Raw genomic sequence first — 17055 nt, forward strand, 5'->3', positions numbered from 1 at the left:
ATGTCTGAGATCAGGAGGAGCTTGCGAAGCTCTGCGCACCAGGCATGGAGGTGAAGATCAAACCGCGAACAAGAAGTAGGCGTGACTGGACGATAGCAGACATCGCGCCACCAGCTCCTCCGGCTGGTTTGCGGTCGAGGTGATGGCTCCCCCACTGACCCTTGCCTGTGCAGAAACTGACATCTAACATTTCAGTTATGCAAGCCCTACGACCCGTCCCCCGCACCCTGCTCCGCGACCGCGCCTACGCCGCGATCCGGGACGCCATCGTGGCCGGGGAGATCGAACCCGGCGCGGTGGTGCGTGACGCCGAACTCGCGGAGCGGCTCGGGCTGTCCCGGGCGCCCGTACGGGAGGCGTTCGCGCGCCTCGTCGACGAGGGGCTCCTGGAGAGCAAGCCGCAGAGCTACACCCGGGTCACCCCGGTCGTGGCGGCCGAGGTGCGGGACGCGGCGGCCGTGGTCGGCGCCATGCACGAGCTGGTCACCCGGGCCGCCGTACCCCGGCTGCGGGACGCGGACCTGGACGAGATGCGCGTGTCCAACGTCCGCTTCGCCGCCGCCGTGCAGGCGGGCGACGTCGACGAGGCTCTGCGCGCCGACGACGAACTGCACGACGTCCTGGTCCGGGTGGCCGGCAACCGCGCGGCCGCCGCCACCGTCGCCCGCTACACCCCGCTCATCCGCCGCCTGGAGCGCCGCCGCTTCGGCGAGGGCGGCTCCTGCCGCTCGCCCGGGCTGCACGAACGGCTCATCGAGGCGTGCGCGGCCGGCGACCCGGAGGCGGCGGTCCAGGTCACCGCCGACATCTGGCGCACCCTGTCCGACCTGGCCGACGCCGACACCACCGACTGACCACGCCACCAGGAGGCAGCCCATGTCCCTCTCCGCCTACGACCGTTACCCCCTCCTCTTCGGCCCGTCGCCCGTGCACCCCCTGGAGCGCCTCACCGCCCACCTCGGCGGCGCCGCGCTGTGGGCCAAGCGGGAGGACTGCAACTCCGGGATCGCGTACGGCGGGAACAAGACGCGCAAGCTGGAGTACCTGGTCGCGGACGCGCTCGCCAAGGGCTGCGACACCCTCGTCTCCATCGGCGGGGTGCAGTCCAACCACACCCGCCAGGTCGCCGCGGTGGCCGCCCGCGCCGGACTCAAGTGCGTGCTGGTGCAGGAGAGCTGGGTGGAGTGGCCGGACTCCGTGTACGACAAGGTCGGCAACATTCTCATCAGCAGGCTCGCGGGAGCCGACGTACGTCTCGTGCGCGCCGGGTTCGGGATCGGGTTCAAGGAGAGCTGGGAACTGGCGCTGCGCGAGGTCGAGGAGTCGGGCGGCAAGCCGTACGCCATCCCGGCCGGCGCCTCCGACCACCCGCTCGGCGGCCTCGGCTTCGCCAACTGGGCGTACGAAGTCGCCGAGCAAGAGCGGCAGTTGGGGGTCTTCTTCGACACGGTCGTGGTCTGCTCGGTGACCGGGTCGACGCAGGCCGGCATGGTCGCCGGGTTCGGCGCCCTGCAGGAGGCGGGCGGCCGCGAGCGCCGGGTCATCGGCATAGACGCCTCGGCCAAGCCCGCCGAGACCCGCGAACAGGTCGCCCGGATCGCCCGGCGCACCGGCGAACTCATCGGGGTCAAGGGCGAGTTGACCGTGGAGCTGGACGACCGCTACCACGCGGGGATCTACGGCATCCCGGACGACACCACCCTGGCGGCGATGCGCCTCGCCGCCCGCACCGAGGGCATGGTCACCGACCCGGTGTACGAGGGCAAGTCGATGGCGGGGATGGTGGACCTGGTGGAGCGGGGCGAGATCGGCGCGGATTCGACAGTGCTCTACGCCCACCTGGGCGGACAGCCGGCACTGAACGCGTACAGCGCTCTGTTCTAGGCGGTCTGACGATCGTCCTGCCGGTGCGCGCCGGTTGTCGGCCGCGGCGCCGTCGTGGCCGGTCGCGCAGTTCCCCGCGCCCCTGAAGGGGCGCTGCGCGTGACGCCCCTGAAAGGGGCGCGGGGCTGTAGCTGATTTGCGGCTGCCGCCGCGTGGGCGCGACCAGCCCCCACGCACCCGCAGCCGACAGCGATCGCCTAGGCCCCCTGTCGCCGCGGACCCGTGATCACGAACGCCGCCACCAGCAGCGCGGCCGCCGCGACCACCGCGCCGATGCCGAAGGCACGCGCCGCGCCATGGGTGAGGATCCCCGCCGGCGTGCCGGTCGCGTGCCTGGTCGCCGTGCCGTACACCGTGACCAGGACGGCGAGTCCGACGGTGCCGCCGAGCCACTGCAGCGTCTGCAGCAGCCCGGACGCGGCACCTGCCTCCCGGGGCTCGATACGGGCGAGGATCGTCGCGTTGAGCGGCATGAAGCTCAGGCCGACGCCCACGCCGAGCAGCAGCAGCGGACCGAGCAGCCCGGCGGCGTAGCCGTCGCCGGGCCGCAGCCGCCACAGCCAGCCGCCGGCGGCGATCAGCAGGGTGATGCCGGTCAGCAGTACCGGCTTGGTGCCGAAGCGGGCCAGCAGCTTCGGCAGCAGCCGCACCATCGTGAACATGGCCAGGGTCGTGGGCAGGAACGCTAACCCGGCGCGCAACGGGCTGTACTCCAGGACCTGCTGGCAGATCAGGGTGAGGAAGTAGAAGGCGCCGAACATGCCCGCGGGCAGCAGCATGAGGGTGAGATAGCCGCCCGCCCGGTCCCGGTCGCCGAACAGCCGCAGCGGCATGATCGGCTGACCGGCCCGGGACTCGATCAGCGTGAAGCCGAGGAGCAGTGCGACGGCGCAACCGAAGCCGAGCAGGGACCGGGCGTCGGTCCAGCCCTCCTCCGACACCCGGATGAACGCGTAGACCAGCGAGGTCATCCCGGCCGTCCCGGTCAGCGCGCCCGCGAGGTCGAAGCGGCCCGCGTGCCGCGGGGCCTCGGCGACGAACCGGGGCAGGGCCACGAACAGGGCGATGCCGATGGGCACGTTGATGAGCAGGGCCCAGCGCCAGGACGCCCACGACGTGAGCATGCCGCCCAGGACCAGGCCGGCGGAGCCGCCGAGGCCGGCCACGGACGAGTAGACGCTCAGCGCGTGGTGCCGGCGCGGGCCCTCGGGGAAGTTGGTGGTGATCAGGGCCAGGGTGCTGGGGGCGATCAGCGCGGCGCCGACGCCCTGCAGCGCGCGTGCCGCGAGCAGCCAGCCGCCCTCCGCGGCGACCCCGCCGAGCAGCGAGGACAGTGCGAACAGCAGCGCCCCGGCGCCGAGCGTACGACGGCGGCCCGCGATGTCGCCGACCCGCCCGCCGAGCAGCAGCAGGCCGCCGAAGGCGAGGGTGTAGGCGTTGAGCACCCAGGACAGACCGGTCCGGCTGAACCCCAGGCCCTGCTGGATGTCGGGCAGCGCGACGTTGACGACCGTGGAGTCGACGCCGACCATCATGTAGGCGGTGACGATGACGAGGAGGGCGGAGCCGAGCTTCGCGGGGTGCGGGGAGTCCGGCGGGGTGCCGGCGTCGGTGGACGGGGCGGACGGGCTGGACGGGGCGGACATGAGGTTCTCCCGGTCTGTGCGTCCCCGCGGCGGGCATGGTGAAGTACGGGCAGACGGACTGCCCGTGGAGCGCGCGACGGTAAGCGGGGACTGTCTCCGTTTAGTCTTCGATAAGATACGGAGAGAGTCCCCGGTTCGCAAGGAGTAACTGGATGACGCAGGTCAGGCCCATGCGCGCGGACGCTCGCCGCAACTACGAGCGACTGCTGGAGGTCGCCGTCGAGGCCTTCGCCGAGCAGGGGGAGAACGCGTCCCTCGACGACATCGCCAAACGGGCGGGCGTCGGCTCCGGCACGCTCTACCGGCACTTCCCGACCCGGCAGGCGCTGCTGGAGGCCGCCTTCGTGGACCGGCTGGAGGGGCTGGCGGCGAAGGCCGACGAGATCGGCGCGGAGCTTCCGCCGGGCGCGGCGCTGACCGAGTGGCTGCACGAACTGTGCGTCGCCACCATCCAGGTGCGCGGCCTGAAGGCCCTGCTGGGTTCCGCGGTCACGGACGGCAGTTCGGCCACGGTCGCGGCCTGCGGTGAGACGGTCCGCGGCGCGGCGACCCGCCTCGTCGACGCGGCGAAGGCGGAGGGCACCCTGCGCCCCGACATCGAGCCGATCGAGATCCTGCGCCTGGCGCACGGACTGGCCACAGCCTCGGAACTGGCCGACGGGCAGGGCAAGGAGATCCGGCGCTATCTGTCACTGCTCACGGAGGGGCTGCGGCCGTAGCGCCCACGGCCGCACACCCGTCACCGGACTCGGGTCAGAGCGCCTCCGCCCCCGGCTTCACCATGTTCCGTACCGTCCGGGCCTTCACGAACGAGCCCATCGCCGTCATGTCCCACTCGCCGGAGAACTGGCGGATCAGCTTCGCCATCATCACGCCCGTCTGCGCCTCGGCGCTCGTCAGGTCGAAGCGGGCCAGTTCCTCGCCGCTCGCGGCGTCCAGGAGGCGGCAGTAGGCCTTGGCGACCTCGGTGAACTTCTGGCCGGAGAACGAGTTCACCGTGAAGACCAGGCCGGTGACCTCCGGGGGGATCCGGCCGAGGTCGACCACGATCACCTCGTCGTCGCCACCGCCCTCGCCGGTGAGGTTGTCGCCGGAGTGCTTGATCGCGCCGTTCAGGATGGACAGCTTGCCGAAGTAGCAGCTGTCGACGTGGTTGCGCTGCGGGCCGTACGCGATGACCGAGGCGTCCAGGTCGATGTCCTTGCCGCGGAACGCCGGCTCCCAGCCGAGACCCATCTTGACCTGCGAGAGCAGCGGCCGGCCGCCCTTGACCAGGGACACGGTCTGGTTCTTCTGGAGGCTGACCCGGCCCTTGTCGAGGTTGATCTTCCCGGTGCCGGGGGCGGGCGGCGCGGGCGCGGCCGGCGGAGCCGCGGGGGGTGCGGGCTGGGCGACCGGGGCCGTCGGCTGGGCGACCGGGGCGGCCGGCCGGGCCACCGGGGCCGCCGGAGCGGGGGCCGGTTCCTCCACCGACACGCCGAAGTCCGTCGCGATACCGGCCAGTCCGTTCGCGTACCCCTGGCCGACCGCGCGGGCCTTCCACGCGCCGCCCCGCAGATAGATCTCCACGACCACCAGGGCCGTCTCCGGGCCCAGCTGCGGCGGGGTGAAGGTGGCCAGCACCGAGCCGTCGTCCGCGTTGCGGATCGTCGCCGTCGGCTCGATGCCCTGGAAGGTCTGGCCCGCGGCGTCGGGGCTCGCGGTGACGACGATCTTCTCGATCCCGGGCGGTACGGCGGCCGTGTCGACGATGATCGCGTCCGGGGACGTACCGCCGCCGGAGCGGTACGTCACACCCGGCCCGTTCGGCTGGTTGTAGAAGATGAAGTCGTCGTCGGAGCGCACCTTGCCGTCGCCCGTGAGCAGCAGGCCCGACACGTCGAGCCGCACCGGGGCGGCGACGTCCACCGCCACCCGGGGGGCGGGGAGAGGGATGTTCGAGCCAGGGGTCATAGCTGTCATGCCGGGTGAACGAACGACCTCTCTTTACCGTTCCCTTAAACTTCTACGGCACCACCACGATCTTCCGTCCCACGCCCGCCGCGAACTGCTCCAGCGCCTGCGGATAGCTGTCCAGCGGGAGGCGGTCGCTGATGAAGACGTCCGGGTCCAGGACACCGTTCGCGAACAGCTCGGCCGCCCGCTCGTAGCTGTGCAGCACGGCCATGGAGCCGGTGATGGTGATCTCCTGGTTGTAGATGCGGTACGGGTCGATCGTTACCCGGGTCGCGTAGTCGGCGACGCCGAACTGGAGGAACGTGCCCGCCTTGGCGACCCGCTCCAGGCCGTCCTGGATCGCCGCCGCGTTGCCGGTCGCGTCGATCACCACGTCCCAGCCCCGCGGACGGTCCAGCTCGTCCGCGTTCGCGGCGGAGCCGGAGACCCCGAGCCGCCGCGCGGTCTCCAGGCGGGCCGGGTTCAGGTCGACCACGTCCACGCTCGCCGCGCCGGTCCGCTTCGCCAGCTCCAGCATCATCAGGCCCATGGTCCCGGAGCCGTAGACGAGCACGTGCGCGCCGAGGCGGGACTGGAGGATGTCGTAGCCGCGTACCGCGCAGGACAGGGGCTCGATCAGGGCCGCGTCCTGGGTGCGGACGTGCTCGGGGAGCTTCACGCAGTTGGCCACCGGGGCGAGCGCGTACTGCGCGGCGCCGCCCGGCACGGTCACGCCGATCGCGGCCCACCGCTCGCAGAGGTTGTTGTGGCCGCTGCGGCACTGCCGGCACTCGTGGCAGTACAGCGACGGGTCGACCGCGACCCGGTCGCCGATCGCCACCTCGGTCACCTGGGAGCCGACGCCGACCACCTCGCCGGCGAACTCGTGGCCCGGCACGATCGGCAGCTTGGGGGCGAACTCGCCCTGGAGGATGTGCAGGTCCGTGCCGCACAGGCCGCAGGCGGCCACCTCCACGACGACCTCGCGGGGGCCCGGTGTCGGGTCGGGGACCTCGGTGACGACGGCACGGCCCACGGACTCGATGACGGCGGCCTTCATTTGACGGCTCCCAAGGACAGGCCCTGGACCAGTTTGTCCTGGGCGGTGAACCCCGCGGCGAGCACCGGCAGGGAGACGACGAGCGACGCGGCGCACACCTTCGCCAGGAACAGGCCCTGGCTGGTGATGAAGCCGGTCAGGAAGACGGGGGCGGTCTCGGCGACCACGCCCGTCAGCACGCGCGCGAAGAGCAGTTCGTTCCAGCTGAAGATGAAGCAGATCAGCGCGGTGGCGGCGACGCCGGGCAGGGAGATGGGGGCGACCACGCGCGCGAGGATCGTCGGCAGCCGGGCCCCGTCCACCCGCGCGGCCTCGATGACCTCGACCGGGACCTCGGCGAGGAAGGACTGCATCATCCACACCGCGATCGGCAGGTTCATGGAGGTGTACAGGATGACCAGGAGCCAGATGTTGTCGAGCATCCCGGCGTTCTTCGCGAAGAGGTAGATCGGCAGCAGGCCCGCCACGGCCGGCAGCATTTTCGTGGAGAGGAAGAAGAACAGCACGTCCGTCCACTTCCGCACCCGGCGGATCGACAGCGCGTAGGCCGCCGGGAAGGCCAGCAGGAGGACGAAGAGCGTCGAGACCACCGACGCCATCGCCGAGTTGATCAGCGCGGGCCACGGGCTCGCCCCGCCGCCGACGCCGAAGAACTCGCGGTAGCTGTCCAGGGTGAGGCCGGCGGTGAAGGACGGCGGGTTGGTCGCCGCGTCCGCCTCGGAGTGGAAGGACGTCAGCGCCATCCAGGCGATGGGCAGGAAGAACACGATCCCGGTCAGCCACGCGACCAGCCCGAGTCCGTTACGCCGTACGACGTTCAGGGCGGTGCTCATGCGCGGGACACCTCCTCGCGGAACAGCGACGACACCACACGCAGGGCGAAGGTCGCGATGATGATCGAGCCGATGACCACCACGACGCCCGCGGCCGAGGCGAGGCCGTTCTCGTGCGCCTGGTAGAAGCTCTGGTAGACGGTGTAGGGGAGGTTGGCGGTGCCCAGGCCGCCGGAGGTGATCGTGAAGACCGCGTCGAAGTTCTGCACGATGTAGATCGAGCCCAGCAGCCCGCCGAGTTCCAGGTACCGGCGCAGATGCGGGAGGGTCAGGTAGCGGAAGATCTGCCAGTCGCTCGCCCCGTCCACCCGGGCCGCCTCCAGCTGCTGCTGGTCCCGGCTCTGCAGCCCGGCCAGCAGGATCAGCATCATGAACGGCGTCCACTGCCACACCAGGGCGGCCTCGACCGCGATCAGCGGGTTGTCCGAGATCCAGTCCGGCTGGGGCCCGCCGACGTAGTGCAGCAGGCCGTTGAGCAGGCCGTACTCGGGGTTGTAGAGGACGTGCTTCCAGAGCAGCGCCGCCGCGACCGGGACGATCAGGAACGGGGCGATCATCAGCGTGCGGACCACGCCCCGGCCGCGGAACTTCCGGTTGAGCAGCAGCGCCACCACCAGTCCCAGGACCAGGCTGACCAGCACCACCGTGACCGTCAGCAGGACCGTGGTCCACACCGAGTGGCGCAGGTCCGGGTCGGTCAGGACCTGGCGGTAGTTGTCGATGCCGGTGAAGTGGCGGTCCTTCGGATAGAGCGCGTTCCAGTCGAAGAACGAGATCACCACGGTCGCCACGAACGGCAGCTGGGTCACCACGATCATGAAGACCAGGGCGGGCAGCAGCGGGGCCCGGGTGGCCCAGGCCCGCAGACGGTCGGACGGGGGCCGGGGCGCCGGCCGCGCGGTGGCGGCGGCGACCCGGGGGGAGGCGGTGGCGGTCATGATCCCTCGTACTTCTTGCCGACGGCCTCGGCGAGCTTCTGTGCCTTCTTCAGCGCGTCGTCCACGGACTGCTGGCCGGCCACGGCGGAGCTGATCTCCTGGGAGACCTTGGTGCCCAGGTCGGTGAACTCGGGGATGTCGACGAACTGGATGCCGGGCGCGGGCCGCGGCTGCACACCCGGGTCGTTCGGCTTGGCACTGGCGATGGCGTCCCGGGTGACGTCCGCGAAGGCGGCCGCCTCCTTGCGGTACTGCGGGATGTCGTACGTCGAGGTGCGCTTGCCGGCCGGCACGTTGGCCCAGCCCGCCTTCTCGCCCACCAGGTTCTCGTAGCCCTTGCTGGACGCCCACGAGATGAACTTCCAGGCGTCGTCGGGGTTCTTGGACGCCTTCTGGATGCCCCACGCCCAGGTGTAGAGCCAGCCGGAGCTGTCGGTCTTGTCGACCGGCGCCGGGACGTAGCCCATCTTGCCCTTCACCGGGGAGCCGGTGGCCTCCAGCGAACCCGCGCCCGAGGTGGCGTCGTACCACATCGCCGTCTTGCCCTGGGTCGTGTCGTTCAGGCACTCGGCGAAGCCGGACTGGGCGGCGCCGGCCTCGCCGTGCTTGCGGACCAGGTCGACGTAGAACTGCGTGGCCTTCTTGAACTCGGGGGCGTCCAGCTGGGCCTTCCAGTCCTTGTCGAACCAGGTGCCGCCCATGGTGTTGACGACCGTGGTCAGCGGCGCCAGCATCTCGCCCCAGCCGGGCAGCCCGCGCAGGCAGATGCCCTTCATGCCGGGCTCCGCGCCGTCCACCTCGGCGGCCAGGTCGGCCACCTGCTGCCAGGTGGGGTGGGCCGGCATGGTCAGGCCCTTCTTCTGGAAGACGTCCTTGCGGTACATCAGGAAGGACGACTCGCCGTAGAAGGGCTCGCCGTAGAGCTTGCCGTCGGCCGCGGTGAGGGCCTGCTGCATCGGCTTGAGGATGTCCTGCTGGTCGAAGGCGGTGTCCTTCTTGACGTACGAGTCCATCGGCTCCAGCCAGTTGTTCTTGGCGTAGATCGGGATCTCGTAGTTGGAGAGGGTGGCGACGTCGTACTGGCCGGCCTGGTTGGCGAAGTCCTGGCTGATCTTGTCGCGGACGTCGTTCTCGGGCAGCACGGTGAAGTTCACCTTGATCCCGGTGTCCTTGGTGAAGTTGGCCGCGGTGAGCTTCTGCAGTTCGACCATCTGCGGGTTGTTCACCATCAGGACGTTGATGGAGTGGGCGGAGGAACCACCGCCGGCGCCGGCGCCCGAGCAGCCGGCGAGCAGCGAGGTGGTCAGCGTTCCTGCGGCGGCCACCGCGAACAGGGTGCGGGGCGTTCGTCGGCTCTGGGTTCGCATGGGGTGCTCCTGGAGAAACTGATGGGGAGATCTGGGGAACTTATGCGGATATAACGGATCCACGCGGGCGTGGAGTGCTGCGGCTCGGGGACTGTTCGTGGTGGCTGTTCTCGGTGGCTGTTCTCGGGGGGTCAGACGCGGAGGACCTGGGGACCCTGGAGCGTGTAGCGGTGGGCCTCGGAGGCGGGCAGCAGGGTGCTGGTGACGATGGTCTCCAGCTCGCCGATCTCCGCGAACCGGCAGAAGCTGACCGCCCCGAACTTGGTGTGCACGCCGGCGAACACGGTGCGGCGCGCGGCCCGGATCGCCTGCGCCTTCACCTCGCTGACCGCCGGGTCGGGGGTGGTCAGGCCGTGCTCGCGGGAGATGCCGTTGGCGCCGATGTAGGCGAGGTCGACGACGAAGCCGGCGAGCATCTTCGTCGTCCAGTGGTCGACGGTGGCGAGGGTGCCGGAGCGGACCCGGCCGCCGAGCAGCAGGACGGAGACGTTCTCGGCCTCCGCGAGCGCGCCGGCCACCGGCAGGGACGCGGTGACCACGGTCAGCGGCCGGTCCCCGGGCAGCGCCTCGGCGATGAGCTGGGGGGTGAAGCCCTCGTCGACGAAGACGGTCTCGGCGTCGCCGAGCAGCTCGGCGGCGGCGGACGCGATCCGGCGCTTCTCCGGGACATGGCTGGTCGACCGGAACGCGAGCGTGGTCTCGAAACCGGCGCTCTCCACCGGGTAGGCGCCGCCGTGGGTGCGCCGCACCAGCCCGTGGTCCTCCAGGGCGCGCAGATCGCGCCGGATGGTCTCCTTGGCCACGCCCATTTCGGCGGCGAGCTCGGTGACGTCCACGGAACCGGTGGTCCGGGCGGCCCGCACGATCTCGCGCTGGCGCTCTTCCGCCGTCCTGGTGGTCATACCGTCACCCACTTCCCTGTGGAGCTGCCCGTTCGGGCCATGGGGGAAGTTGTACCTCCGGCGCACGGCCCTGACCAGGCCTGTTGCCAACCCGATGCTGCCCGTGTACGCCCGATTGTGCTCGGGCGTGCCCGTCTCGGACCTGGGGCGCTGCTGTGGGTGACGTGAGATCGGGCATGATCCGTGCCCGAATGCGAAGCGGACGGGCCCGTTCGGTGCCCGTCCGCTGTCGTGAGGGGTGGTTTTCAGTACGGCCAGATCGGCGGGTCGTCGACGAAACGGCCGCCGAGGTGGGTGTGGGCCGGCTTCTCCGGGTCCAGCTCGCCGTGCTCGGCGATCAGCTTCCCGGCGAACTGTTCGGAGTCGTCCTGCGGCTCGTAGCCGAGCGCCCGCGCGGTGCTGAGGTCCCACCACAGCCTGGTGTTGGCGGAGGAGCCGTAGACGACGGTGTGGCCGACCTCCTCGGCGGTCAGGGCCGCGTGGAAGAGGCGGGCGCCGTCCGCGGGGCTCATCCACACCGAGAGCATCCGCACGTCGGCCGGCTCCGCGAAGCAGGAGCCGATGCGGACGGAGACCGTCTCCAGGCCGTGCTTGTCCCAGTACAGCTGGGCGAGGTCCTCGCCGAACGCCTTGGACAGGCCGTAGAAGGTGTCCGGGCGGTGCGGGGTGCCGACCGGGATCAGCACTCCTGAATCAAGAGGTGTGCCCGCGCGGGGCGCCGGGGTGAAGCCGACGGCGTGGTTGGAGGAGGCGAACACGATCCGCGGCACACCCGCCTCGCGGGCGGCCTCGTACAGGTTGTAGGTGCCCTCGATGTTCGAGCGGAGGATCTTCTCGAAGGGCGCCTCCAGGGAGATCCCCGCGAGGTGCAGGACCGCGTCCACGCCCCGGACCGCCTCGCGCAGCGCCGCCGTGTCGCCGAGATCGGCGGTGATCGCGTCCGGTTCGCCGTCGACCGGCCGCACGTCGAACAGGCGCAGCTCGTAGCCGTACTCCGGGAGCAGTGACCGCATCAGGGTGCCGAGTCCGCCGGCGGCACCGGTGAGCAGTAGCGTGCGGGGAGTGGGCATCCACGGTCTCCTTGGATCAGTGCTGGTCGCGTCCGTGTATGACATTCACATTCATGGACACGCTAGGGAGGTGCGACGTGCCGAGTCAAGTGTGCCGTGGAGTGCGGGAATCCGCTCGACTGTTGGTCGTTTGTCGCCTTGACCCGCCCGGAGGCGGCCTCGTAACGTGGTCACGTTCATGAATATAGACGCCGATCAGAAACATGCATCGCCAGGGAGCGCCCGTGACGCCAGCCCCTCTCGCCGCCCGGCTTCGTGACCCGCGCGGGCCGCTCTTCTTCCCGGTCACCGCCTACGGGCCCGACGGCTCCCTCGACCTCGACACCTACCGTGAGCACGTCCGCCGGGGCGTCGAGGCCGGCGCCGCCGCCGTCTTCGCCTGCTGCGGCACGGGGGAGTTCCACGCGCTGCTGCCCGAGGAGTTCGAGGCCTGCGTCCGCGCGGCCGTGGCGGCGGCCGACGGGCGGGTACCGGTGGTGGCCGGCGCCGGCTACGGCACCGCGCTCGCCGTACGCTACGCGCGTCTCGCCGAGGCCGCGGGCGCCGACGGCCTCCTCGCCATGCCGCCCTACCTGGTGGTCGCCGGCCAGGAGGGCCTGCTGCGGCACTACCGGGAGGTGGCGGCGGCCACCGCTCTCCCCGTGATCGTCTACCAGCGCGACAACGCCGTGTTCACCCCGCCCACCGTCGTCGAACTCGCCCGCACCGAGGGCATCATCGGCTTCAAGGACGGCCTCGGCGACCTGGACCTCATGCAGCGCATCGTCAGCGCCGTCCGCACCGAGGTCCCCGGCGGCTTCCTCTACTTCAACGGCCTGCCGACCGCCGAACAGACCCAGCTCGCCTACCGGGCCATCGGCATCGACCTCTACTCCTCCGCCGTCTTCTGCTTCGTCCCGGAGCTCGCCCTCGCCTTCCACGCCGCCCTGCGCGACGGGGACCGGGCGACGGCCGAGCGCCTGCTGGACGGCTTCTACCGCCCGTTCGTCGAACTCCGCGCCCAGGGCCGGGGATACGCCGTCTCGCTCGTCAAGGCCGGGGTACGGCTGCGCGGCCTGGAGGTCGGCGAGGTCCGTCCCCCGCTGCACGAGCCGGCCGAGGAGCACGTGAAGCAGCTCGCCCAGCTGATCGAGCGCGGGTACGCGCTGCTGGAGGAGGACGCGTGAACACGACCGGAGGAGGACGTGTGAGCGCGACCGCAGGAGGGCGGCCGCGCGCGTCCGCGGAAGGCCGGCTGAAGGCGTCGGCGTTCGTCTACCCCTGGGACGTGACCGGGGACCCGGAGGCCGCGGACCGCATCGCCGCGCTCGGCGTCCACCAGGCCACCCTGGCCTCCGCCTACCACTCCACCCGCGCGCTGACCCCCCGCCACCCCCGCCACCGCATCGTCACCGCCGAACACGCGGCCGTCTACTACCCGCCCGACCACCGCTGGACCGGCCGGGAGCTGCGCCCCTACCCGGCCGGTGACTGGGCCCCCGGCGACGCCTACGGCGCGGCGGCCGAAGCCCTGCGCGGCGCCGGCCTCGACGTGCACACCTGGGTGATCCTCGCCCACAACTCCCGCTTGGGCGCCGAGCATCCGGACACCTCGGTCGTCAACGCCTACGGCGACCGCTACCCCTGGGCCCCCTGCATCGCCCACCCCGCCACGCGCGCGTACCTGGCCGACCTCGCCGCCGAGGCCGCCGTACGCCCCGGCGTGGCCGGCACCGAACTGGAGTCCCTCGGCTGGTACGGCCTCCAGCACCTGCACGCCCACGACAAGACGGCCGGGGTCGGCCTGGGGGATGCCGGCCAGTACCTGATGGCGCTCTGCTTCTGCCCCACCTGCCGCACCGGGTACGGCGAACAGGGCCTGGCCGCCGACGAGCTGGCCGCCGCCGTACGGGAGGCTCTGGAGCCGCTCTGGCGGGGCGCCGCCGACGACGCCGGCTGGCCGACGGTGGAGAAGCTGCTCGGCGAGCCGGTGGCGGCGGCCACGCGCGCGTGGCGCGACGGACAGGCCCGCACGCTCCAGGAGACGGCCGTGGCCGCGGTGCGGGCGGCGGCCCCCGAAGGCTTCCAGGTGCTGCTGCACGCCGACCCGGTGACGTACCACTGCGGAGCCAACGTGGGCGTGGACCCGGCCTGGATCCTGTCCGTCGCGGACGGCGTCGTGGTCCCCTGCACGGGCGGAACGGCCCTGCTGGCGCCCTTCGCCGAGCACGCGCGGGACGACACCGTCCTGGCCGCCAACTTCACGGTGGTCTCCGGGATGGGCGGCAGCCCCGGGACCCTCGCCGCCGACGCGGAGCGTGCCCGTGACCGGGGCGCGACCGAACTGCGGCTGTATCACGCCGGGTTGGCGTCCGACGGTGACCTGGCGGCGGTCCGGGAGGCGTTGCGCTGAGCCAGTGACCCGGCGGTCGCCAGCAGCGCGCCGCCGAAGAGCAGCAACAGCAGCCGGTGGTCGACGAGTTCGACCAGGGCGGCCCCGACGGCCAGTCCGACCACGTTCGGTGTGAACATCAGCGTGTCGGCCGTCGCGGTCGCCCGCCCCAGCGCGGCGGCCGGGATCTCGCGTTGTACGGCGGTGTAGGCGGCGATCAGGACACAGGGCAGGCCGAGGCCGCCGGCGAGGCTGCACGCGAGCAGTGCCATGTCACATTCCACCACCCGCCCGGCCACCGCCACCCCCGTCAGCGCGATCCCCCACGCCGCGAACCCCCGCTCCCCGAGCCGTCGCAGCGCGGGCCCCGCCACCAGCCCGACACCGACCGAGCCGACGCCCTGGACGGCGTACGTCACCCCCGTGTAGGCGGGGGAGTGGCCGAGGGCGGCCACGACCGCGTAGTTCAGGCTGCTGCCGAGCGAGGCGAGGCACATCGTGGCGCCGCCGGCCCGGACCAGCGGCCGCAGGGCGGGGTGCCCCCAGAGCAGCCGGACCCCCTCGGCGGTCTGCCGCCGCCAGCCGCCGCGCGCCCGTCCGGGCCGCTCCTCCCGCACCCGGAGCAGTGCGCACAGCCCTGCCGCCAGCACGAAGGTGCAGGCGTCCAGCAGCGCCACGCTCGGCCCGCCGTACGCCGTGTACAGCGCGGCGCCGGTCAGCGGGGCGACCAGCTTCATGCCCTCGCGGGCGGTCATCCGCAGCCCGTTGAAGTCGCCGAGGAGGGCGGGGTCGACGGCGGCGACGACGAGGGCGGATTCGGCCGCGTCCTCGACCACGCCCGCGGCGCCGTAGAGGACGAGGACGGTGAAGAGCAGCCAGACCGAGGCGGGGGAGTCGACGGCCACCAGGGGCAGCAGCAGGCCGGCGAGACCGAGGTTGACGCAGATCAGGAGGGGTTTACGGCGGACACGGTCGGCGAGGGTGCCGAGGGCGGGGCCGAGGAGGGTCGGGGCCCAGAGGGCGGCGGTGCAGAGGGCGGCGAGTCCGTCGGAACCGGTGAGGTCCTTGACCCAGACGCCGGACACGAGCCAGAGCGCGGAGGTGCCGAAGCCGGAGACCACGACGCCGGTGAGGTACAGGGCCGCGTTGCGGTCGCGGAGCAGGCGCGTCACGGCCCATGAGGTGGGTGTCATGCCTGGTCATCGTGGGGCTAAGGCGGGGGTGCCCGGATCGGGAGGATGCCTTAGCCCGAGCGCCGCCCCGGGGAGGGCGCTGTGGTGCTTCCTGGGCGGGGTGTCGGTAGGGCGGATCGATGAGTTTCGCAAGGCGGTCCGGTCTACCCCCTGAAGCGGACGGCGACCGAGCCGGTGCCCAGGGAGGCAGCACGATGACTGGTACGACCATGATCGACCTCGGCCCGCAGGCGAGGATCGTGGCGGAACTCGCGGAGCGGGTGGCGGACGGGCAGCTCGCGGAGTCGACGCCGTGTCCGGACTACGCGGTCCGCCACCTCCTGGGCCATGTGGCGGGCCTGTCCGTGGCCTTCCGGGACGCGGCCCACAAGAAGCTGGGGACCACCACCGACCACCGCCCCGACGCGTCGCTGCCGGTGCTCGGAGCGGAGTGGCGGCAGGAGCTGCCCAAGGCGCTCGACGCACTGGCAGAGGCCTGGCGGGACCCGTCCGCGTGGGACGGCATGACGCGTGCCGGCGGGGTCGACCTGCCCGGCGGGGTGGCGGGCGCGGTGGCCGCCGACGAACTGGTCGTCCACGGCTGGGACCTGGCCCGGGCCACCGGCCAGGACTACCTCCCGGACCCGGTGGCGCTGGAGGTGGCGTACGGCTTCCTGCGGATGGCGGCGGCCGGCGACCGCGGCCCGTTCGGCCCCCTCGTGCCGGTGCCGGCGGGCGCGCCGCTGCTGGACCGTGCGGTGGGCCTGAGCGGCCGGAACCCGGGATGGAAGCCGTGATGGGCAGGCCGGGAGGGTCCGTGCGCGGCAGGCCGGAAGGGGGCCGGCGGTGAGAGGCCGACCCGCAGGGGGCAGGCCGTGAAAGAGCGCGAACCGTGAGCGGGCGGGGACCCGGATCCGTACTCTCCTCGCCATGCCCTTGAGCCTCACCGTCCTCGGCACCGCCGCTCCCCACCCGCGGCCCGGCCGCCCGTGCTCCGGTTACCTGGTGCGCGGCGGGGGCGCCGAGGTGTGGGTGGACGCGGGGACGGGGACGTTCGCGGAACTGCAGCGGCACACGGACCCGGCGCGGCTCACGGCGATCTGGATCTCGCATCTGCACGCGGATCACAGTGCGGATCTGCTGGCCGCCGCGTACGCCTACGCCTTCGGCGGACTGACACCGGCCGCGCCGATCCCGGTCTACGCGCCGCAGGAGTGCGCGCAGCGGCTGGCGGGCTTCTTCGGCCGGCCGGATCTGGGCTTTCTGAGCGGGGTGTTCGACTTCCGGCCGCTGTACGACGGCCACGCCGTCCAGCACTGGAACCTGCGGCTCGCCACCCGGGCGGTGGCTCACGGCACGGAGGCCTACGGGCTGCGCGCCGAGTGCCAGGGGAGCGTGCTCGCGTACTCCGGAGACAGCGGACCGTGCGCCGCCCTGGCCGAGCTGGCCGTCCGGGCGGACGTCTTCCTGTGCGAGGCCGACCTCGACAGGCATCGCGGAGACGAACGGGTTCATCTGACCCCGGAGGACGCGGGACGGATCGCCCGGGACGCGGGGGCGCGGGAGCTGCTCATCACCCATGTGGGGCCGGCCCTGACCCGGGAGATGGCGGCCACCCGGGCGGGAGTCGTGTCGGAACGGCCCACCAGCGTGGCGCGGGAGGGGGAGTCGAGGGGTTTCTGACCCGGCGGCGCCCACCCGCGGTCCCGCGTCGGCCGGTCGGCCGGCGAGCGGGTCCGCCGCACAACCTCGCCGAGCCCGGGATCCGGCCCTTCCCTCAACTGCCTTCTCTGTCAGAAGCATTGACGAAACACAGCCGTCCTCCTACCTTCATCCGCGTCGCACTTCATACGTCATATATGAGACGCGATACGTGA

The 17055-nt window shown here is 72.0% G+C and carries 16 protein-coding genes; 7 read left to right on the plus strand and 9 right to left on the minus strand.

The annotated features are described in order from the left end of the window. Positions 1-197 precede the first annotated feature (197 nt). Positions 198-854 (plus strand): GntR family transcriptional regulator, encoded by a 657-nt coding sequence (locus ABZ887_RS07720; protein WP_361284187.1) that lies wholly within the window; start codon positions 198-200, stop codon positions 852-854. 22 nt (positions 855-876) lie between these two features. Then, on the plus strand, positions 877-1884 hold the full coding sequence (locus ABZ887_RS07725; RefSeq protein WP_361284190.1) for a 1-aminocyclopropane-1-carboxylate deaminase: 1008 nt from the start codon (positions 877-879) through the stop codon (positions 1882-1884). A 197-nt stretch (positions 1885-2081) separates the two neighbouring features. Here the strand turns inward: ABZ887_RS07725 and ABZ887_RS07730 are convergent, their stop codons facing one another. Continuing rightward, complete coding sequence (locus ABZ887_RS07730; RefSeq protein ID WP_361284193.1) at positions 2082-3530, minus strand: MFS transporter; 1449 nt, start codon at positions 3528-3530, stop codon at positions 2082-2084. Between the two features lie 152 nt (positions 3531-3682). Between ABZ887_RS07730 and ABZ887_RS07735 the strand changes: the two genes are divergently transcribed. Further along, the gene (locus ABZ887_RS07735) at positions 3683-4249 is read left to right on the plus strand and encodes a helix-turn-helix domain-containing protein (protein ID WP_361284196.1); all 567 of its coding nucleotides are present in this window, start codon (positions 3683-3685) and stop codon (positions 4247-4249) included. A 34-nt stretch (positions 4250-4283) separates the two neighbouring features. On the opposite strand, the gene ABZ887_RS07740 is transcribed toward ABZ887_RS07735, so the two are convergent. The 7 genes from ABZ887_RS07740 to ABZ887_RS07770 form a co-directional block, all read right to left on the minus strand. Next, the gene (locus tag ABZ887_RS07740; protein WP_361284199.1) at positions 4284-5483 is read right to left on the minus strand and encodes a TerD family protein; all 1200 of its coding nucleotides are present in this window, start codon (positions 5481-5483) and stop codon (positions 4284-4286) included. Positions 5484-5535: 52 nt separating this feature from the next. Then, on the minus strand, positions 5536-6525 hold the full coding sequence (locus ABZ887_RS07745; RefSeq protein ID WP_361284202.1) for a zinc-dependent alcohol dehydrogenase family protein: 990 nt from the start codon (positions 6523-6525) through the stop codon (positions 5536-5538). Further along, positions 6522-7358 carry a carbohydrate ABC transporter permease gene (locus ABZ887_RS07750; RefSeq protein WP_361284205.1) on the minus strand — a complete coding sequence of 279 codons (837 nt, stop codon included), beginning with the start codon at positions 7356-7358 and terminating at the stop codon, positions 6522-6524. Before ABZ887_RS07750 ends, ABZ887_RS07745 begins: the two co-directional genes overlap by 4 nt. After that, on the minus strand, positions 7355-8296 hold the full coding sequence (locus ABZ887_RS07755; protein WP_351705429.1) for a sugar ABC transporter permease: 942 nt from the start codon (positions 8294-8296) through the stop codon (positions 7355-7357). The genes ABZ887_RS07750 and ABZ887_RS07755 overlap by 4 nt, the downstream gene beginning before the upstream one ends. Then, positions 8293-9663 (minus strand): sugar ABC transporter substrate-binding protein, encoded by a 1371-nt coding sequence (locus ABZ887_RS07760; protein ID WP_361284209.1) that lies wholly within the window; start codon positions 9661-9663, stop codon positions 8293-8295. The genes ABZ887_RS07755 and ABZ887_RS07760 overlap by 4 nt, the downstream gene beginning before the upstream one ends. Positions 9664-9794: 131 nt before the next feature. Beyond that, positions 9795-10565, minus strand: coding sequence for a DeoR/GlpR family DNA-binding transcription regulator (locus tag ABZ887_RS07765; RefSeq protein WP_361284212.1), 771 nt, complete (start codon positions 10563-10565; stop codon positions 9795-9797). Positions 10566-10810: 245 nt separating this feature from the next. Then, the gene (locus ABZ887_RS07770; RefSeq protein ID WP_361284215.1) at positions 10811-11635 is read right to left on the minus strand and encodes an NAD(P)-dependent oxidoreductase; all 825 of its coding nucleotides are present in this window, start codon (positions 11633-11635) and stop codon (positions 10811-10813) included. A 224-nt stretch (positions 11636-11859) separates the two neighbouring features. On the opposite strand from ABZ887_RS07770, the gene ABZ887_RS07775 reads away from it, so the two are divergent. Beyond that, positions 11860-12801, plus strand: coding sequence for a 5-dehydro-4-deoxyglucarate dehydratase (locus tag ABZ887_RS07775; RefSeq protein WP_361284218.1), 942 nt, complete (start codon positions 11860-11862; stop codon positions 12799-12801). A 68-nt stretch (positions 12802-12869) separates the two neighbouring features. After that, positions 12870-14027, plus strand: coding sequence for a hypothetical protein (locus ABZ887_RS07780; RefSeq protein WP_361284639.1), 1158 nt, complete (start codon positions 12870-12872; stop codon positions 14025-14027). On the opposite strand, the gene ABZ887_RS07785 is transcribed toward ABZ887_RS07780, so the two are convergent. Continuing rightward, entirely contained in the window at positions 13970-15199 is a 1230-nt protein-coding gene (locus ABZ887_RS07785; RefSeq protein WP_361284221.1) for an MFS transporter, read from the minus strand. The two genes, ABZ887_RS07780 and ABZ887_RS07785, sit on opposite strands and share 58 nt — an antisense overlap. 194 nt (positions 15200-15393) lie before the next feature. Here ABZ887_RS07785 and ABZ887_RS07790 point away from each other — a divergent pair, with 194 nt between their 5' ends. Next, positions 15394-15975, plus strand: a complete 582-nt coding sequence (locus ABZ887_RS07790) for a TIGR03086 family metal-binding protein (protein ID WP_361284224.1) — start codon at positions 15394-15396, stop codon at positions 15973-15975. Positions 15976-16108: 133 nt separating this feature from the next. Beyond that, positions 16109-16861, plus strand: a complete 753-nt coding sequence (locus ABZ887_RS07795; protein WP_361284227.1) for an MBL fold metallo-hydrolase — start codon at positions 16109-16111, stop codon at positions 16859-16861. Positions 16862-17055 lie beyond the last annotated feature (194 nt).

This window comes from Streptomyces sp. NPDC047061, assembly GCF_040643955.1.
In the GTDB taxonomy this organism is placed as follows: Bacteria; Actinomycetota; Actinomycetes; order Streptomycetales; family Streptomycetaceae; genus Streptomyces.

What these genes read in the sequence shown, in the direction of transcription:
- ABZ887_RS07750 (WP_361284205.1), bottom strand. Translation starts at nt 7,358, where the DNA reads ATGAGCACCGCCCTGAACGTCGTACGGCGTAACGGACTCGGGCTGGTC.
- ABZ887_RS07795 (WP_361284227.1), top strand. Translation starts at nt 16,109, where the DNA reads ATGCCCTTGAGCCTCACCGTCCTCGGCACCGCCGCTCCCCACCCGCGG.
- ABZ887_RS07730 (WP_361284193.1), bottom strand. Translation starts at nt 3,530, where the DNA reads ATGTCCGCCCCGTCCAGCCCGTCCGCCCCGTCCACCGACGCCGGCACC.
- ABZ887_RS07755 (WP_351705429.1), bottom strand. Translation starts at nt 8,296, where the DNA reads ATGACCGCCACCGCCTCCCCCCGGGTCGCCGCCGCCACCGCGCGGCCG.
- ABZ887_RS07720 (WP_361284187.1), top strand. Translation starts at nt 198, where the DNA reads ATGCAAGCCCTACGACCCGTCCCCCGCACCCTGCTCCGCGACCGCGCC.
- ABZ887_RS07740 (WP_361284199.1), bottom strand. Translation starts at nt 5,483, where the DNA reads ATGACCCCTGGCTCGAACATCCCTCTCCCCGCCCCCCGGGTGGCGGTG.
- ABZ887_RS07745 (WP_361284202.1), bottom strand. Translation starts at nt 6,525, where the DNA reads ATGAAGGCCGCCGTCATCGAGTCCGTGGGCCGTGCCGTCGTCACCGAG.
- ABZ887_RS07760 (WP_361284209.1), bottom strand. Translation starts at nt 9,663, where the DNA reads ATGCGAACCCAGAGCCGACGAACGCCCCGCACCCTGTTCGCGGTGGCC.
- ABZ887_RS07765 (WP_361284212.1), bottom strand. Translation starts at nt 10,565, where the DNA reads ATGACCACCAGGACGGCGGAAGAGCGCCAGCGCGAGATCGTGCGGGCC.
- ABZ887_RS07770 (WP_361284215.1), bottom strand. Translation starts at nt 11,635, where the DNA reads ATGCCCACTCCCCGCACGCTACTGCTCACCGGTGCCGCCGGCGGACTC.
- ABZ887_RS07725 (WP_361284190.1), top strand. Translation starts at nt 877, where the DNA reads ATGTCCCTCTCCGCCTACGACCGTTACCCCCTCCTCTTCGGCCCGTCG.
- ABZ887_RS07735 (WP_361284196.1), top strand. Translation starts at nt 3,683, where the DNA reads ATGACGCAGGTCAGGCCCATGCGCGCGGACGCTCGCCGCAACTACGAG.
- ABZ887_RS07785 (WP_361284221.1), bottom strand. Translation starts at nt 15,199, where the DNA reads ATGACACCCACCTCATGGGCCGTGACGCGCCTGCTCCGCGACCGCAAC.
- ABZ887_RS07790 (WP_361284224.1), top strand. Translation starts at nt 15,394, where the DNA reads ATGACTGGTACGACCATGATCGACCTCGGCCCGCAGGCGAGGATCGTG.